The organism is Streptomyces sp. NBC_00820 (genome assembly GCF_036347055.1).
Classification (GTDB): Bacteria; Actinomycetota; Actinomycetes; order Streptomycetales; family Streptomycetaceae; genus Streptomyces.
On record NZ_CP108882.1, the window covers coordinates 3116310 to 3133809 of the forward strand.

11 protein-coding genes and 1 pseudogene are annotated in these 17500 nt (G+C 71.3%); 6 read left to right on the forward strand and 6 right to left on the reverse strand.

Annotation, left to right across the window (positions count from 1 at the left end):
- Positions 1–40: 40 nt before the first annotated feature.
- Positions 41–2383 (forward strand): heavy metal translocating P-type ATPase, encoded by a 2343-nt coding sequence (locus tag OIB37_RS14165; RefSeq protein ID WP_330457946.1) that lies wholly within the window; start codon positions 41–43, stop codon positions 2381–2383.
- A 710-nt stretch (positions 2384–3093) separates the two neighbouring features.
- Here the strand turns inward: OIB37_RS14165 and OIB37_RS14170 are convergent.
- The 6 genes and pseudogenes from OIB37_RS14170 to OIB37_RS14195 all read right to left on the reverse strand — a co-directional run bounded on the left by OIB37_RS14170 (position 3094) and on the right by OIB37_RS14195 (position 10339).
- On the reverse strand, positions 3094–4383 hold the full coding sequence (locus OIB37_RS14170; RefSeq protein ID WP_330457947.1) for a citrate synthase: 1290 nt from the start codon (positions 4381–4383) through the stop codon (positions 3094–3096).
- Between the two features lie 219 nt (positions 4384–4602).
- Complete coding sequence (gene recD2, locus OIB37_RS14175) at positions 4603–6861, reverse strand: SF1B family DNA helicase RecD2 (RefSeq protein WP_330457948.1); 2259 nt, start codon at positions 6859–6861, stop codon at positions 4603–4605.
- Between the two features lie 31 nt (positions 6862–6892).
- The gene (locus tag OIB37_RS14180) at positions 6893–7075 is read right to left on the reverse strand and encodes a DUF397 domain-containing protein (protein ID WP_330457949.1); all 183 of its coding nucleotides are present in this window, start codon (positions 7073–7075) and stop codon (positions 6893–6895) included.
- A gap of 8 nt (positions 7076–7083) precedes the next feature.
- A pseudogene (locus tag OIB37_RS14185) lies at positions 7084–7236 on the reverse strand (transcriptional regulator); the annotation flags it as partial.
- 53 nt (positions 7237–7289) lie between these two features.
- On the reverse strand, positions 7290–7802 hold the full coding sequence (locus OIB37_RS14190) for a hypothetical protein (RefSeq protein ID WP_330457950.1): 513 nt from the start codon (positions 7800–7802) through the stop codon (positions 7290–7292).
- A gap of 71 nt (positions 7803–7873) precedes the next feature.
- The gene (locus OIB37_RS14195; protein WP_330461848.1) at positions 7874–10339 is read right to left on the reverse strand and encodes an ATP-binding protein; all 2466 of its coding nucleotides are present in this window, start codon (positions 10337–10339) and stop codon (positions 7874–7876) included.
- Between the two features lie 202 nt (positions 10340–10541).
- On the opposite strand from OIB37_RS14195, the gene OIB37_RS14200 reads away from it, so the two are divergent.
- From OIB37_RS14200 to OIB37_RS14220, 5 genes are all read left to right on the forward strand, one after another.
- Positions 10542–12110 carry a phosphatidylinositol-specific phospholipase C domain-containing protein gene (locus OIB37_RS14200; RefSeq protein WP_330457951.1) on the forward strand — a complete coding sequence of 523 codons (1569 nt, stop codon included), beginning with the start codon at positions 10542–10544 and terminating at the stop codon, positions 12108–12110.
- A 150-nt stretch (positions 12111–12260) separates the two neighbouring features.
- On the forward strand, positions 12261–12782 hold the full coding sequence (locus OIB37_RS14205; protein WP_330457952.1) for a GNAT family N-acetyltransferase: 522 nt from the start codon (positions 12261–12263) through the stop codon (positions 12780–12782).
- A 109-nt stretch (positions 12783–12891) separates the two neighbouring features.
- Positions 12892–13977, forward strand: a complete 1086-nt coding sequence (locus OIB37_RS14210; protein WP_330457953.1) for a LacI family DNA-binding transcriptional regulator — start codon at positions 12892–12894, stop codon at positions 13975–13977.
- The gene (locus OIB37_RS14215) at positions 13974–15497 is read left to right on the forward strand and encodes a sugar ABC transporter ATP-binding protein (RefSeq protein ID WP_330457954.1); all 1524 of its coding nucleotides are present in this window, start codon (positions 13974–13976) and stop codon (positions 15495–15497) included. Before OIB37_RS14210 ends, OIB37_RS14215 begins: the two co-directional genes overlap by 4 nt.
- On the forward strand, positions 15487–17430 hold the full coding sequence (locus OIB37_RS14220) for an ABC transporter permease/substrate-binding protein (RefSeq protein WP_330457955.1): 1944 nt from the start codon (positions 15487–15489) through the stop codon (positions 17428–17430). The genes OIB37_RS14215 and OIB37_RS14220 overlap by 11 nt, the downstream gene beginning before the upstream one ends.
- Positions 17431–17500 lie beyond the last annotated feature (70 nt).

A 17500-nucleotide genomic window follows, 5' to 3' on the forward strand; every position in this document is an offset into this window, starting at 1 on the left:
CTGGCTCCGTACGGTCCGGTCCGATGTCTGGAGTCCGGACATGACCAGCACCACAGGCACAGGCACAGGCGCAGAGACAGCCGCGGATCCGGCGACGGAGCCGACGGCGCGGACAAGGACGGAACGGGCGGCGACGGCGACGGCTCCCGGCGCGGTGAACGCGGCGGGCGGAACGTCCGAGGTCGAGCTGCTCATCGGCGGCATGACCTGCGCCTCCTGCGCCGCCCGGGTGGAGAAGAAGCTCAACCGGATGGACGGTGTGAGCGCCACGGTGAACTACGCCACCGAGAAGGCGAAGGTCAGCTACGGCGCGGACGTCCAGGTCGCCGACCTGATCGCCACCGTGGTCAGAACCGGCTACACCGCCGAGGAGCCCCCGCCGCCGGAGCCCGCCCCGGACGCGTCCGAGGGCCCGGAGGGCGCCGCGCCGGCCGCGGAACCGGACGCCCTGCGCCACCGTCTGCTCGTCTCCGCCGCGCTCGCCGCCCCCGTCGTGCTGCTCTCCATGGTCCCGGCGCTCCAGTTCGACAACTGGCAGTGGCTGGCGCTCACCCTCGCCGCGCCCGTCGTCGTCTGGGGCGGATGGCCCTTCCACCGGGCCGCGTGGACGAACGCCCGGCACCGCGCCGCCACCATGGACACGCTCGTGTCGGTCGGCACGCTGGCCGCGTTCGGCTGGTCGCTGTGGGCGCTGTTCTTCGGTCACGCGGGCATGACCGGCATGCACGAGGAGTTCCGCTTCCCCGTCGACCGCATGGACGGCGCCTCCACGATCTACCTGGAGGTCGCCGCCGGGGTCGTCGCGCTGATCCTGCTGGGCCGCTATCTGGAGGCCCGCTCCAAGCGGCGCGCGGGCGCGGCCCTCAGGGCGCTGATGGAGCTGGGCGCCAAGGACGTGGCCGTGCTGCGGGACGGGCGCGAGGTACGGCTGCCGGTGGCCTCGCTGGCGGTCGGCGACCGGTTCGTCGTACGGCCCGGGGAGAAGATCGCCACCGACGGTACGGTCGTCGAGGGCGTCTCCGCGGTGGACGCGTCCATGCTGACGGGCGAGTCGGTGCCGGTGGACGTCGGCCCCGGCGACCAGGTCGCCGGCGCCACGGTCAACGCGGGCGGCCTGCTGGTCGTGGAGGCCGCCCGGGTCGGCGCGGACACCCAGCTCGCCCGGATGGCGAGGCTGGTGGAGGACGCGCAGAACGGCAAGGCCGCGGTGCAGCGGCTCGCGGACCGGATCTCCGCCGTCTTCGTCCCCGTGGTCATCCTGATCGCGCTCGGCACCTTCGGCGTCTGGCTGGGCGTCACCGGCGACACCGCCGCCGCGTTCACGGCCGCCGTCGCCGTCCTGATCATCGCCTGCCCCTGCGCGCTGGGCCTCGCCACGCCGACCGCGCTGATGGTCGGCACCGGCCGGGGCGCCCAGCTCGGCATCCTCATCAAGGGCCCCGAGGTGCTGGAGTCCACCCGCCGTGTCGACACGGTCGTCCTGGACAAGACCGGCACCGTCACCACCGGCCGGATGACCCTCCAGGAGGTCCACGTCGCCGACGGCGAGGACGAGAGCGAGGTGCTGCGCCTCGCCGGCGCCCTGGAGCACGCCTCCGAGCACCCCGTCGCCCGGGCGATCGCCGCGGGCGCCGAGGAGCGCGTCGGGGCGCTGCCGCCGGCCGAGCGGTTCGAGAACGTCCCCGGACGGGGCGTACGCGGCCGCGTGGAGGGCCGCGAGGTGGCCGCCGGGCGCCTCTACGACACCCTGCCCGGGGAACTGGCCGAGGCCCGCTCCCGGGCCGAGCGGGAGGGCCGTACGGCCGTCGTGGTCGGCTGGGACGGCCGGGCGCGCGGCGTCCTCGCGGTCGCCGACACGATCCGGGAGACCAGCGCCGAGGCCGTGCGCGAGCTGCGCGCGCTGGGACTCACCCCGGTACTGCTGACCGGCGACAACCGGACGGTCGCCGAGGCGGTCGCGCGGGCGGTCGGCATCGACGAGGTGATCGCCGAGGTGCTGCCCGAGGACAAGGTGGACGTCGTACGACGGCTGCGGCGCGAGGGACGGACCGTGGCCATGGTCGGCGACGGCGTCAACGACGCGGCCGCGCTGGCCACCGCGGACCTGGGCCTGGCCATGGGGACCGGTACCGACGCGGCGATCGAGGCGGGCGATCTGACGCTGGTGCGCGGGGACCTGAGGGTGGCCGCGGACGCCATCCGGCTCTCCCGGCGCACCCTCGCCACCATCAAGGGCAACCTGGTGTGGGCCTTCGGCTACAACGTGGCCGCGCTGCCGCTGGCCGCGGCCGGTCTGCTGAACCCGATGATCGCGGGGGCGGCGATGGCCTTCTCCTCGGTGTTCGTGGTGACCAACAGCCTCCGGCTGCGGCGCTTCCGCTGAAATCGCGGGAACCTGCGGGAACCTGCGGGAAACCGCAGCCGAAGTAGGACTCCCCCTGGAGTCGGGCGCGCACCTCACATAAGCTCTTCACAAGCCTCGCGCATCTTCCTTACGCTTGGGCCCCGATCCCCGTATCGGGGCTCTTGCGCACCTAAGGGACATATGCAAGAGACGCAGATCACAGTGATGCGAACGTAACCATCGAAGGGGTTCGAAGGTCTAAGTTGGCGATGTCAGCACAGCGTCTTGGGGGGCGCCGGCTGGCATCTGGGGATGTCTTGGGGGACTTCCTCAGATGGAGGTACCTCCCGGCTCCGCTCCGACGGAGTTGAGAGCCTGGGGGAGCGTGGCCGGGGCACGTACACCGGGGAGCTTTGAGCGGCCCTCCCAGCGTGCGTTGTCCCGGCAGATCGCACCGCATCACTGAAGTACGGCGGGTCACTCCCGTCGTGCTCGGACAGCGAATTCAGGCGCTGTCTTCTCCGAGCGCCCGGCCGGATCCCGTGGGGGGAATCCGCACCGGGACATGGGAAGGCGCCCTGGTCGTCAGCCCGTGGGGGGACTGACGCACCAGGGCGCCTTCTGCTTTCCCGCGCGCGGTTCTCGCGCGTGCCCGCACGGTTCTCGCGCGTGCCCGGGTACGGCTCAGGGCCTGTCCGTGCGGACAGGCCCTGGCGGTCAGCTCGTTCGGCGCCTGGTCGGCGCCTGGCTCAGCGCTCCTCGACCGGCACGAAGTCGCGCTCGACGACACCCGTGTAGATCTGGCGCGGGCGGCCGATGCGGGATCCCGGCTCCTTGATCATCTCGGTCCACTGGGCGATCCAGCCCGGCAGGCGGCCGAGGGCGAACAGGACCGTGAACATCTCGGTCGGGAAGCCCATGGCCCGGTAGATCAGGCCGGTGTAGAAGTCGACGTTCGGGTAGAGGTTGCGCGAGACGAAGTAGTCGTCGGAGAGCGCGTGCTCCTCCAGCTTCAGCGCGATGTCCAGCAGCTCGTCGGACTTGCCGAGCGCGGAGAGGACGTCGTGCGCGGCAGCCTTGATGATCTTGGCGCGCGGGTCGAAGGACTTGTACACCCGGTGGCCGAAGCCCATCAGGCGGACGCCGTCCTCCTTGTTCTTCACCTTGCGGATGAAGGAGTCGACGTCGCCGCCGTTGGCCTGGATGCCTTCCAGCATCTCCAGCACCGACTGGTTGGCGCCGCCGTGCAGCGGGCCCCACAGGGCGCTGATGCCCGCCGAGATGGAGGCGAACATGTTGGCCTGCGAGGAACCGACCAGGCGGACCGTGGAGGTCGAGCAGTTCTGCTCGTGGTCGGCGTGCAGGATCAGCAGCTTGTCGAGCGCGGAGACGACGACCGGGTCGAGCTCGTACTCCTGCGCCGGGACCGAGAACGTCATGCGCAGGAAGTTCTCGACGTAGCCGAGGTCGTTGCGCGGGTAGACGAACGGGTGACCGATCGACTTCTTGTACGCGTACGCCGCGATCGTCGGGAGCTTGGCGAGCAGACGGATGGTGGAGAGGTTGCGCTGCTGCTCGTCGAACGGGTTGTGGCTGTCCTGGTAGAAGGTGGACAGCGCCGAGACGACCGAGGACAGCATGGCCATCGGGTGGGCGTCGCGCGGGAAACCCCGGTAGAAGTTCTTGACGTCCTCGTGCAGCAGCGTGTGCCGCGTGATGTCGCCCTTGAACGTGGTCAGCTCGTCGACGGTCGGCAGCTCACCGTTGATCAGCAGGTAGGCCACCTCCAGGAAGGTGGAGCGCTCGGCCAGCTGCTCGATCGGGTAACCGCGGTAGCGGAGGATGCCCGCCTCGCCGTCGAGGTAGGTGACGGCCGACTTGTACGCGGCCGTGTTGCCGTACCCGCTGTCCAGCGTCACCAGACCGGTCTGGGCGCGGAGCTTCCCGATGTCGAAGCCCTTGTCGCCGACGGTGCTGTCGACCACCGGGTAGGTGTACTCGCCGTCGCCGTACCGCAGTACTACAGAGTTGTCGCTCACGTCATCCCTCACCGACGTTGTGCCTCTTCTTCGAGGTGCCCTGACTGTCTCTAGCCTCCCCCATTCGGCTCAGAAGAGTGCACTCGGGGTCGGCCAATGGGCCTATCGGCGGCACTCAGTGCCGTCAACCTGCTCATCCTGCCTCCTCGAAGAGGGATCCGGAAGTGCTCTGTGACCTTCATGACTCATTTGATCGATCATTTTTCGCGACGCCGCCGGTCAGCGGCCGGCGAGCCTGAAGTCGAGGGCCGTGCACCGCCGTCCGGCCGACACCGTGCGCACCGCCTGCCCGATCGCCTTGCGTGAACCGACGAGCACAACCAGCTTCCTGGCCCGGGTCACCGCCGTGTACAGCAGGTTCCGCTGGAGCATCATCCATGCTCCGGTGGTGACGGGGATCACCACGGCGGGATATTCACTCCCCTGCGAGCGGTGAATGGTCACCGCGTAGGCATGGGCCAGTTCGTCCAGTTCGTCGAACTCGTACGGAATCTCCTCGTCCTCGTCCGTCAGCACCGTCAGGCGCTGGTCGACCGGATCGAGCGACGTGACCACGCCCACGGTGCCGTTGAAGACTCCGTTCGCCCCTTTGTCGTAGTTGTTGCGAATCTGGGTGACCTTGTCCCCGACGCGGAAGACCCGGCCGCCGAACCGCTTCTCCGGCAGATCGGGCCGGCCGGGCGTGACGGCCTGCTGGAGCAGGCCGTTGAGGGCGCCGGCGCCGGCCGGTCCGCGGTGCATCGGGGCGAGCACCTGGACGTCCCGGCGCGGGTCGAGCCCGAACCGGGCCGGGATGCGCCGGGCGGCCACGTCCACGGTGAGCCGGCCGGCCGCCTCGGTGTCGTCCTCGACGAACAGGAAGAAGTCCTTCATGCCGTCCGTGAGCGGGTGCCGACCGGCGTTGATGCGGTGCGCGTTGGTCACCACCCCGGACTGCTGGGCCTGCCGGAAGACCTGGGTGAGGCGGACGGCCGGGATCGGGCTCCCGTCGGCGAGCAGATCCCGCAGGACCTCGCCGGCGCCGACGCTGGGGAGCTGGTCCACATCCCCGACGAAGAGGAGGTGCGCCCCCGGCGGTACGGCCTTCACCAGCTTGTTGGCGAGCAGCAGGTCCAGCATCGACGCCTCGTCGACGACCACCAGGTCGGCGTCCAGCGGGCGTTCGCGGTCGTAGGCGGCGTCGCCGCCGGGCTTCAGCTCCAGCAGCCGGTGCACGGTGGAGGCCTCGGCGCCGGTCAGCTCGGCCAGCCGCTTGGCGGCCCGGCCGGTGGGGGCGGCGAGCAGCACCTTGGCCTGCTTGGCGCGGGCCAGTTCGACGATCGAGCGGACCGTGAAGGACTTGCCGCAGCCCGGCCCTCCGGTGAGCACGGCGACCTTCTCGGTCAGCGCGAGCCGTACGGCGGCCTCCTGCTCGGCCGCGAGATCGGCGCCGGTACGGCCCTTCAGCCAGCCCAGCGCCTTGTCCCAGGCCACGTCCCGGAAGCCCGGCATCCGGTCCTCGCCGGTGCGCAGCAGACGCAGCAGCTGGGCGGAGAGGGAGAGTTCGGCGCGGTGGAAGGGGACGAGGTAGACGGCGGTGACGGGCTCGGCGCCGCCACCGTCCGGCCCCGGCACCTTCTCCCGTACGACGCCCGGCTCCTCCCCCTCCTCTCCCGGCTCGGCCAGTTCCGCCAGACACTCGATGACCAACCCGGTGTCGACCTGGAGGAGTTTGACCGCGTCGGCGATCAGCCGCTCCTCCGGCAGGAAGCAGTGGCCCTGGTCGGCGGACTGGGACAGCGCGTACTGCAGGCCCGCCTTCACGCGCTCGGGACTGTCGTGCGGAATGCCCACGGAGCGGGCGATCCTGTCGGCGGTGAGGAAGCCGATGCCCCAGACGTCGGTGGCGAGCCGGTAGGGGTGGTTCTTCACCACGGAGATGGACGCGTCGCCGTACTTCTTGTAGATCCGCACGGCGATGGACGTGGACACCTCGACGGTCTGGAGGAAGAGCATGACCTCCTTGATCGCCTTCTGCTCCTCCCAGGCGTCGGCGATCTTCTTCGTCCGCTTGGGGCCGAGCCCCGGCACCTCGACGAGCCGCTTCGGCTCCTCCTCGATGATCCTCAGGGTGTCCACGCCGAAGTGCTGGGTGATCCGGTCGGCGAAGACCGGCCCGATGCCCTTGACCAGTCCGGAGCCGAGGTAGCGGCGGATGCCCTGGACCGTGGCCGGCAGCACGGTGGTGTAGTTCTCCACGGTGAACTGCTTGCCGTACTGGGGGTGGGACCCCCACCGCCCCTCCATCCGGAGCGACTCCCCCACCTGCGCACCGAGCAGCGCGCCGACGACCGTGAGGAGGTCTCCGGCACCCCTGCCGGTGTCCACCCGGGCGACGGTGTAGCCGTTCTCCTCGTTGGCGTAAGTGATCCGCTCCAGGACACCTTCGAGCACGGCGAGCCGCCGCTCACCGCTGGAGTCCGCCGCCTGCTGTGCCATGCGTCGACGGTACCGGTGAGGTGTGACAGGACTACTTCTCCGGGCCCTTCAGGGCTTCGAGGAAGGTGGTGAAGACGGGGGCGGTGAAGGTAAGAATGGCTCGGGTGGGGGCCTTGGAGTCACGGACGGCGGTGTCGGTGGGGGTGGTGGCGATCTCCACGCAGGCATTGCCGTCGTCCGGGCCCGAATAGGACGACTTCCGCCAGTTGCCCATGGGGTTCCTCACAGCTCTTTCGCAAGCCGGTTGATGAAGTCACGCGTCCGCCCGGGGTCGAGTGACACGCCTTCCACCTTACGGAAGCGCGTTCGAAAGGCGCCGAGTTGGGCTTCGGAGTCGATGACGGCCGAGCCGTGCGGTACGTCACGCACCACCGTGAGCTGGCGGCGGCGTAGCGGGGGGCGACCGCGGAACCGCCGTTAAGCCCCTCTCAACCGCGCTCCGCATAGCGGTAGCCGTAGTACTCCTCGCCGGCCACCAGGACCGAGGTGACGTACCTCGGGAGGCCTTCGGCGTCCCTCTCGACCTCCTGTGAGGTCTGGCGGGTGAAGCCCAGTGACACCCCGGGGATCACCGGGTACTCGGGCTGCGACGTGTCGACCGTCCAGCCCCGCCCGGCCGCGCGCCGGAAGAGGTCCTCGGCGGGGGTCGTGAACACCTCGTCCCCGTCGAGCAGGACGCGCGTGCCGGACGTGCGGCCCTCGCCGGGCCACCACAGCTCGATCGCGGTGACCCGCGTTCCGTCCTCGGCCAGGGCCTGTACGCCGACGTGGTCGAGGGTCCAGGAAGCCTGCGCCGAGTTCCGGCCGGGGCGGCGCAGCACCCGGGGCTCGCCCCAGTCGGGCACCGCGGCGAGCGCCTCGTCCAGCGTCATGCCCAGCAGGACCGGCGCGACTCCGCGCGGCGGGTCGAGCACCAGATCCATGACCGTCCCCACTGCCACCTCGACTCTGCCGGCAGGTCATCGTCCCAGGACTTCGGCCGGCCCGGCCCAGGGGGTCCGTGCGCAGCCGCTCACGATCCCGGTCCGAGCCGCACGGACGTGTCCGGGAGGCCTTCCTGAGGTCCGGCTCCCGGTCCGTCGCCGGTGAGCCCGGTGAGCCTGTCGACCTCGCGGAGTTCGGCGGCGGCCTCGGCCTGGCGCGGGTTGTTCATCCGGCGAAGTGCGTCATGCGCGGCTGTCAGGGTTTCGCGGGCTTCGTGGTGGCGGGCGAGGTGGCGCAGGACGATTCCGAGGTCGAGCCGGGCCGGTTCGCCCCAGGTGGGCATGTGCGCCGCCTCGAAGTGGACCAAGGCGTAGCGCAGGGGGGCTTCGGCGTCGGCCCATCGCCGCAGGGCGGCCAGGTCGTTGCCGATGTGCCGGCGGGCCGAGGCGAGGTACAGGTCGATCAGATCGGGTTGCTGCCCGGGTACGCCGGCCTGGCAGATGGCTTCGCTGCGCCGGTGGATGAGCAGGGCTTCGTCGGCGTGGCCGCTCTCCCGCAGATGCCGGCCCAGGGTGTTGAGGGTGGAGAGTTCGGCGAGGCGGCTCTGCGGGGAGGTCTGGCCGCCGAGGAGGGCGGCCGCTGCGCGGAGCCAGGTGATGGACTCGTCGACCTGCCCGAGCCGGTGGAGTGCCGCGGCCCCGTAGCCCAGTGCCCAGACGACCTGGAGCTGGTCCCCGGCCTCGTGTGCCGCCTCCCGGGCGGCCTGTGCGGTGGCCAGTGCGGCAGGGTGGTCGTAGACGCACGTGGTGTAGGCCCAGGCGAGGTAGTTCAGGTGGACGGCTTCGTCGCGTCTGCTGCGCAGGGCGCGGGCGGAGTCGGCGGCCCGCCGGAACACCTCCACCCACAGCTCCCAGTGCTGGTTGCGGTCGGAGAACCAGTGCATGGCCTCGGCGGCGTCGATGACCCGCTGGTTGTGTCCGGCTGCCTGGGCCCGGCCGAGGGCCGCCAGCCACTGGGTGCGCTCGGCTTCCAGCCAGGCCTGAGCCTGCTCCCGGTCGGCGGGCGCGGTGGCCAGGTCCGGGTCACCGTCGGCCGAGTTCGGGTGGTGCTCGGCGTCGAAGCGCAGCGCGGCGGCGGTGGCCCGGCGCAGCACCCATCGGTCGGCCCGGTCCTGGGCGGCGGAGACGTGCGTGCGCTCGTCGTCCTCGGCCAGCTGTTCGGTGGCGAAGAGGCGGAGGAGGTCGTGGAAGCGGTAGCGGTCGGCGGTGGGATGGGGCTGGAGCAGTCCGGCGTCGACGAGGTGCTCCGCGCACCGGGCGGCCTGACGGATCGGCAGGTCCGCCAGGAGTGCGACGGTCTCGGGGCTGAAGTCGGGGCCTTCCGCGAGTGAGGCGCGGCGGAAGACGGTCCGGTCGGCCGGGCTCAGCCGCCGGTAGGACAGGGCGAAGGCGGCCCTCACCTGGAGGGAGCCGGCCTGCAGGGCGTCCAGACGGCTTTCCTGCTCGGCGAGTTGGGCGACGAGCTTGGCGATCCGTTCGCCGGGCCGGGAGGCGAGGCGTTGCGCGGCGATGCGGATGGCCAGGGGGAGGTGCCCGCACAGCTCCGCGAGGTCGCGGGCGGCCTGGCGCTCCCGCTCGACCCGCTCCGGTCCGATGATGCGGGTGAGGAGTTCGACCGCTTCCTCACGGCGCAGCAGCGCGAGTTCGGTGCGGTGTGCCGATTCGAGGCCGGCGAGGGTGTGCCGGCTGGTGACGACGGTGAGCGAGGCACCGGTGCCGGGGAGCAGAGGGCGGACCTGGCCCTCGTCCGCGGCGTTGTCCAGCAGGAGCAGTACGCGCCGGTCGTGGAGGAGGGAGCGCAGCAGGCCGGAGCGGTCCTCGGTGCCGGTGGGGACGGCGCTGTCGGCCACGCCGAGGGCGCGCAGCAGCCGGGCGAGCGCGTCGCGCGGCCGGGTGGGCCGCGGGTCCATGCCGCGCAGGTCGACGGCGAACTGTCCGTCCGGGAAGTGCGGCGTGAGGGCGTGGGCGGCGTGCACGGCGAAGGCGGTCTTGCCCAGGCCCGGTTGCCCGCAGATCACCGCGACCGGCGCGGCGGCCGGGCCGGGATGTTCCGCCAGGGCCAGCAGCCGGGTCAGGACAGGACCGCGGGCGGTGAAGTCGTGGAGGTCACGGGGCAGGGCGAGCGTGTGGTGCGCGGCCCGCCCCGTGGTGGGTCCCGCCTGCGGCCCGGCGTCCGGTCCGCCGGAGTTTCCGATGGCCGGGCGGGGGCGGCCCAGGCTCGCGGCGTGTTCCAGTTCCCGGGCACCGGCGGTGTCCAGGCGCAGGGCGGCGGCCAGGGCCTGCACGGTACGGCGCTGCGGTCCCCGGGACCGTCCGCGCTCCAGGTACGACAGTGCCCGCACGCTCACGCCCGCGGCCTGCGCCAGCTCCTCCTGGCTGAGCCCGGCCTCCGTCCGCAGAGCGCGCAGCCGCGTGCCGAAGTCGCCGGCGGCCGCTGGTGTACCGCTGCCCATGCTGGATGCGCCCCCCTGGTCGGCGAGGTCCCGCCGGGACATGGACCTCAACCCGCAAAAGTATGCAGGACTCTTACTTTTGCGGGTGGAAGTTCATGTTCCCCACGCGTTCCGTCGGATTGGCTGGGAGGCGAAGCGGATCCGGATCGATCCGGCCGCCGCGATCCGTCGCTCTCTCCGCGCCACGCCCGCGTGCGCCCGGCGGAGAGGCCGGCCGTCCTCAGTGAATCCGGACAGGAGTCCCATGCCCCCCACCGCCTTTCACGCCGGTGCCGCACCGCGGCGGCGGTCCCGCCCGCTGGCACGTCTGCTGACGGTCTGCGCCGTGCTGAGCACGGCGCTGCTCACGCCTGTCGCCGCCGGGGCGGCCGGGTCGAGCAACGACGACGCCTACCGGAACATCGGGCCGGCGACCCGGGCCGACTGGATGAAGAACATCGCGAGCGACACCTGGCTGGCGGCGATGTCCCTGCCCGGCACCCATGACACGCTCGCCCTGCACGGCGGCGCCGCCGTGCAGACGCAGGAGGACTACGGCGACAGCGCCGACACCCTGACGGCGCAACTGGAACGCGGTATCCGTGCGATCGACATCCGGGTCCGCGTCACCGACGGCTACTACTTCGCGGTCCACCACGGAGTGGTCTACCAGGACGCCAACTTCGACGACGTCCTGACCAAGGCGCAGACCTTCCTCACTCAGCACCCGAGCGAGACCGTCGTCATGCGCCTGAAGGCCGAGTGCCCCTACTCGAACCCCAGCCCCACCGACTGCTACAACGACGGGTTCAACGTGACCCCGGACCGGATGAAGAAGATCCTCGCCGACTACGTGGCGAAGTACCCCAACCTCTTCTACGCCCCTTCGGTGTCGGGCAGCGCCAGGGCGAGCGTTCCCCGTCTCTCGCAGGTCCGCGGCAAGCTGGTCCTGGGCAGCTTCGACAACGTCGGTGACTACAGCGGCAAGTTCGGGATCAACACCTTCAACGACCACCAGGAGGACCACTGGGCGGCGTCCACCGTCCCGCAGAAGTGGGACTACGTCAGGTCGAACATCGACCAGGCGGTCGGTGACACCACCGGCGAGATGTACGTGACGTTCACCTCCGCGTCCACGGGCCTCAACCGGCTTCCGTTCGAGTACGCCGGCGGATACCGGTCGGTCCAGAGCGGCGTCACCACCGATGTCCCCGGCGTCAACTACCAGTTGATGCAGTACCTCAACGGCGGCGGCGGGAAGGGCCATCTCGGCCTCGTCATGATGGACTTCCCCGGCTGGGCCCTGGTGGACGACATCATCTCCCGCAACGACAGCGGCATCGTCTCGGGCGCCGACCGGGCGATCTGGCTCGTCAACTCCGACACCGACAAGACCTACGTCAACACCCAGTACAACCGGTGCATGGTGCGCGGACCCGAGTTCGACAGCTCCAAGACCGGCGGTCTGGTCACCCAGCACACGTGCCAGGCGACGGCGCCCAGCAGCCACCAGTGGGGGGCCGAACAGCCCACGAGCTTCGACCCCAAGGGCTACTACTGGATCAAGGCCGCCAACGGCAAGTGCCTGACCGTCCCCTACGGTGACGGCACCCCGCCGTCGGCCGGCACCCAGCTGTTCTGGTGGGGCTGCGAGGACCGCTGGTTCTCGGGCAACCAGATGTGGAACATCATCCCGACCAAGGTCGGAACCGCGGGCGGCTACAAGCAGGCCTACAAGTTCGTCAACAACTGGACGGGCCAGTGCCTGTCGATGGACCCGGCCACCGCCTCCGCCTCGGGCGGCAAGGTCACCCAGGACACCTGCCCGAAGTAACCCGCACACCCACGGGAAGGCCGCCACGGCCACACGTCCCGCCCGCACGGGAACCGGACTCCACCGGCCCCCGTGCGGGCGGGACTTCGCTGTCACGGCACCCGGCCGACGCCCCGGCCTCACAGGGCGATACGCCTAGACTCTCGCCCCATGCCTGCCGATGACGTGAGACTGGAGCGGCTGGGCGCCGAGCACGCGCCGGCCCTGCTGGCCTTCGAGCGGGAGAACCGGGAGTACTTCGCCCGGTCGATCCCGGACCGCGGCGACGCCTACTTCCTGGAGTTCGCCGAGCAGCTTCGTGCCCGGCTCGCCGAACAGGCCGCCGGCGTCTGCCACTTCCACGTCGTCGTCGACGGCCGGGGTGAGCTGATCGGACGCGTCAACCTCGTGGACTCCGAGCACGGCAGCGCCGAGCTCGGGTACCGGGTCGGTGAGCGTTCGGCGGGGCGGGGTGTCGCGACGCGTGCCGTCGCGCAGGTGTGCCGGCTCGCCGTCACGTCGTACGGGCTCTCCTCGCTCACCGCGATCGCCACCCACGACAACACCGCCTCCCGCACGGTCCTCGAACGCAACGGGTTCACCGTGACCGGAGACGTCGAGATCAACGGACGGCCCGGTTTCCGCTACCGGTGCTCGCTGCATCAGGCCCGTCGAGGCTTCCCGCTCATCTGAGCGCCTCTCATCACAATCCGATCTCGGCGGTTGATTTCTCCCCGTGTAATCGATTCCAATCCTCCATGCACGTCGATGTAAACGATTCCACAAGGAGGTGGAGCCGGAGATGGCGAGCATCAAGGACGTCGCCGCCGCCGCGGGCGTGTCCGTCGCCACGGTGTCGCGGGTGCTCAACGAGCACCCGTCGGTCAGCGCGGACGCACGGGCGCGGGTGCTGAGCGCCGTGAAGGCGCTGGAGTACCGGCCGAACGCCGTCGCCCGGTCCCTGCGCACCGACCAGACCCGCACCCTCGGCCTGGTCATCAGCGACGTGCTGAACCCGTACTTCACCGAGCTGGCCCGCTCCGTCGAGGAGGAGGCCCGCGCGCTCGGGTACAGCGTGATCATCGGCAACGCCGACGAGCGGCCCGACCTCCAGGACCACCACATCCGGACCCTGCTGGACCGCCGGATCGACGGCCTGCTGGTCTCCCCCGCCGACGGCGCCTCCCCGCTGATGCTGGACGCCGCGCGCGGAAGCACCCCGATGGTCTTCGTGGACCGGTGGATCCCGGGCGTCGACGTGCCGGTCGTGCGGGCGGACGGACGCGCCGCCGTACGGGACCTGGTCGCGCATCTGCACGCCCTCGGGCACCGCCGCCTCGCCATCATCGCGGGACCGGGCAGCACCACGACCGGCAGCGAGCGCGTGGAGGCCTTCCGGGAGGCCATGGCGGCCTACGGGCTCGACCTCCCGGACTCCTACACCGGCCAGGGCGACTTCCAGGCCGCCAGCGGCCGGCGGGTCACCGAGGGCTTCCTCGACCTGCCGGAGCCGCCCGAGGTGGTCTTCGCGGCCGACAACCTGATGGCGCTCGGCGCGCTGGACGCGATCCGCGCGCGCGGGCTGCGCGTCCCGGACGACATCGCGCTGGCCGCGTTCGACGACATCCCGTGGTTCGTGCACACCGATCCGCCGGTCACGGCGATCGCCCAGCCGACGGGCGAGCTGGGCCGGGCCGCCGTACGCGCCCTGGTGGCCCGGATCGAGGGGCGGCCTCCGGAGTCCGCCGCCTTCCCCGCCCGGCTCGTCGTGCGCCGCTCGTGCGGCGAGCCCCCTGTCCCCTTCCCCACCCAGTCCCCCAACCCCTCTCAGTCCCCCTCCAAGTCCCCCTCTCAGTCCCCCTCCCCAGTGCAAAGGAGCACGTCGTGAGCGACCCGGATGAGTTGCTGCGTATCGAGGGCATACGGAAATCCTTCCCCGGCGTGGTCGCGCTGGACGGCGTCGACTTCGACCTGCGCCGGGGCGAGGTGCACGTACTGCTCGGTGAGAACGGCGCCGGCAAGAGCACGCTGATCAAGATGCTCTCCGGTGCCCACACCCCCGACGCCGGGCGCATCCTGGCCGGCGGCGAGGAGGTGCGCATCCAGGGCGCACAGGACGCCGAACGCCTCGGGATCGCCACGATCTACCAGGAGTTCAACCTCGTCCCCGATCTCACGGTCGCCGAGAACATCTTCCTGGGCCGCCAGCCGCGCCGCTTCGGGATGATCGACCGGGGCCGGATGGAGGCCGACGCCGAGGTGCTCCTCGCGCGGGTCGGCGTGAACGTCTCGCCCCGCGCGCGGGTGCGTGAACTCGGCATCGCACGCCTGCAGATGGTCGAGATCGCCAAGGCGCTGAGCCTGGACGCGCGCGTGCTGATCATGGACGAGCCGACCGCCGTGCTCACCTCGGAAGAGGTCGAGAAGCTCTTCGCCATCGTCCGCGCGCTGCGCGAGGACGGCGTGGGCGTCGTGTTCATCACCCACCACCTGGAGGAGATCGCCGCGCTCGGCGACCGGGTCACCGTGATCCGGGACGGCCGCAGCGTCGGGCAGGTCCCGGCCTCCACGCCCGAGGACGAACTCGTACGGCTCATGGTGGGCCGCTCCATCGAGCAGCAGTACCCCCGCGAGCGGCCCACCGGGCAGGGAGCGCCCCTGCTCCACGTGGAGGGCCTCACCCGTGACGGCGTCTTCCACGACGTGAGCTTCGAGGTGCGGGCCGGCGAGGTCGTCGGCGTCGCGGGGCTCGTCGGCGCGGGCCGCACCGAGGTCGTGCGGGCCGTGTTCGGCGCGGACCCGTACGACAAGGGGGCCGTGAAGGTCTCCGGCACCGAGCTGCGGCGGGGCGACGTGAACGCGGCCATGGCCGCCGGGATCGGGCTCGTGCCCGAGGACCGCAAGGGCCAGGGGCTGGTGCTGGACGCCTCCGTGGCGGAGAACCTGGGCCTGGTGACCATGCGGTCGGCGACCCGGGCCGGGCTGGTGGACCGCAGGGCGCAGCACTCGGCCGCCGAGCGTATCGCGACGCAGCTCGGGGTGCGCATGTCGGGCCTCGGCCAGCATGTGCGCACGCTGTCCGGCGGCAACCAGCAGAAGGTCGTCATCGGCAAGTGGCTGCTGGCCGACACCAAGGTGCTGATCCTCGACGAGCCCACCCGCGGCATCGACGTCGGCGCCAAGGTCGAGATCTACCAGCTGATCAACGACCTCACCGCGGCCGGCGCCGCCGTCCTGATGATCTCCAGCGACCTGCCCGAGGTGCTCGGCATGAGCGACCGGGTGCTGGTGATGGCCCAGGGCCGGATCGCGGGCGAACTCACCGCCGCCGAAGCCACGCAGGACGCCGTCATGTCCCTCGCCGTGAGCATCCCTACCACTGAAACGGAGGGCCCCCGTGGCCACTGACACGCTCAAGAGCACGACGGGCGCGGGCGCCCCCGGCGGTCTGCGCCGCCTGCTCCTCGACAACGGCGCGCTGACCGCGCTGATCGTCCTCGCCGTCGCCCTGTCGGCGCTGTCCGGCGACTTCCTGACGACGGACAACCTGCTCAACATCGGCGTCCAGGCGGCCGTGACGGCGATCCTCGCCTTCGGTGTGACGTTCGTGATCGTCGCGGCGGGCATCGACCTGTCGGTCGGCTCGGTGGCCGCGCTGACCTCGACCGTGCTGGCCTGGAGCGCCACGCAGTCCGGTGTGCCGGTCGCGCTCGCGGTCGTCCTCGCCATAGCCACCGGCGTCGGCGCCGGACTGGTCAACGGCTTCCTGATCGCCTACGGCAAGCTGCCGCCGTTCATCGCGACGCTCGCCATGCTGTCGGTGGCGCGCGGCCTGTCCCTGGTGATCTCCGGGGGCGTCCCGATCCCCTTCCCGGACTCGGTCTCGCACCTCGGCGACACCCTCGGCGGCTGGCTGCCGGTGCCCGTGCTGGTCATGGTGGTCATGGGGCTGCTCGCGGCCCTCGTGCTCGGCCGCACCTACATCGGCCGTTCGATGTACGCGATCGGCGGCAACGAGGAGGCCGCGCGCCTGTCCGGCCTGCGGGTCAAGCGGCAGAAGCTCGCCATCTACGCCCTGTCCGGCGTGTTCGCGGCCGTCGCGGGCATCGTGCTCGCCGCCCGGCTGGGCTCCGCGCAGCCGCAGGCCGCGGACGGCTACGAGCTGGACGCGATCGCCGCGGTCGTCATCGGCGGCGCCTCCCTTGCGGGCGGCACCGGCAAGGCGTCGGGCACGTTCATCGGCGCGCTGATCCTCGCCGTGCTCAGGAACGGCCTCAACCTGCTGAACGTGTCCGCCTTCTGGCAGCAGGTCGTGATCGGTGTCGTCATCGCGCTGGCGGTGCTGCTGGACGCGGTGCGCCGCAAGGCGGGGGCGACCCCGGTGACCGGCGCGGGCGGCCCCAAGGGCAAGCAGGCGGCGACGTACGGCCTCGCGGCCGTGGTCACGGTGGCCGTCGTCGGCGCGACCTCCTTCCTGCACAGCGGCTCCTCGGCCTCGGCGAACCCGAAGATGGGCCTGTCGCTGTCCACCCTCAACAACCCCTTCTTCGTGCAGATCCGCTCCGGTGCCCAGGCCGAGGCGAAGAAGCGGGGCGTGGACCTGACGGTCACGGACGCCCAGAACGACGCCTCCCAGCAGGCCAACCAGCTGCAGAACTTCACCAGCTCGAAGCTCGGCGCGATCATCGTCAACCCGGTGGACTCCGACGCGGCGGGCAACTCGGTGAAGGCCGCAGGCAAGGCGAAGATCCCGGTCATCGCCGTCGACCGGGGCGTCAACAAGGCCTCCGTGGCCGCGCTGGTGGCCTCCGACAACGTCGCGGGCGGTGAGCTGGCGGCCAGGTCGATCGCCGAGAAGCTGGGCGGCAAGGGAAAGATCGTCATCCTGCAGGGCCAGGCCGGCACCTCCGCCGCCCGCGAGCGCGCGGCGGGCTTCGCCAAGGGGCTGAAGGCCTACCCGGGCATCAAGATCGTCGCCCAGCAGCCCGCGGACTTCGACCGCACCAAGGGGCTGGACGTGATGTCCAACCTGCTCCAGGCCCACCCCGACGTCCAGGGCGTCATCGCCGCCAACGACGAGATGGCCCTCGGCGCGATCAAGGCCCTCGGCTCCAAGGCCGGCAAGTCGGTGGCGGTCGTCGGCTTCGACGGCACCCCCGACGGCCTCACCGCCGTCAAGGGCGGCACGCTGTACGCCTCGGTCGCGCAGCAGCCGAGCCAGCTCGGCAGGATCGCCGTGGACAACGCGCTCCGGGCCGTGCACGGCAAGAAGGTCGAGCCGATGGTGAAGGTGCCGGTCAAGGTCGTCACCAAGCAGAACGTGGCGGGCTTCACCGGCTGACGGCGCGGACAGACGGGGGCGGGCGGCCGTACCCGGCGGGTACGGCCGCCCGCCCCGGTTCATCTCTCAG

Bases quoted from the DNA above. Each gene is read 5' to 3' on its own strand.
- OIB37_RS14165 (WP_330457946.1), top strand. From the start codon at position 41: ATGACCAGCACCACAGGCACAGGCACAGGCGCAGAGACAGCCGCGGAT.
- OIB37_RS14195 (WP_330461848.1), bottom strand. From the start codon at position 10,339: ATGTCCCGGCGGGACCTCGCCGACCAGGGGGGCGCATCCAGCATGGGC.
- recD2 (WP_330457948.1), bottom strand. From the start codon at position 6,861: ATGGCACAGCAGGCGGCGGACTCCAGCGGTGAGCGGCGGCTCGCCGTG.
- OIB37_RS14210 (WP_330457953.1), top strand. From the start codon at position 12,892: ATGGCGAGCATCAAGGACGTCGCCGCCGCCGCGGGCGTGTCCGTCGCC.
- OIB37_RS14205 (WP_330457952.1), top strand. From the start codon at position 12,261: ATGCCTGCCGATGACGTGAGACTGGAGCGGCTGGGCGCCGAGCACGCG.
- OIB37_RS14200 (WP_330457951.1), top strand. From the start codon at position 10,542: ATGCCCCCCACCGCCTTTCACGCCGGTGCCGCACCGCGGCGGCGGTCC.
- OIB37_RS14180 (WP_330457949.1), bottom strand. From the start codon at position 7,075: ATGGGCAACTGGCGGAAGTCGTCCTATTCGGGCCCGGACGACGGCAAT.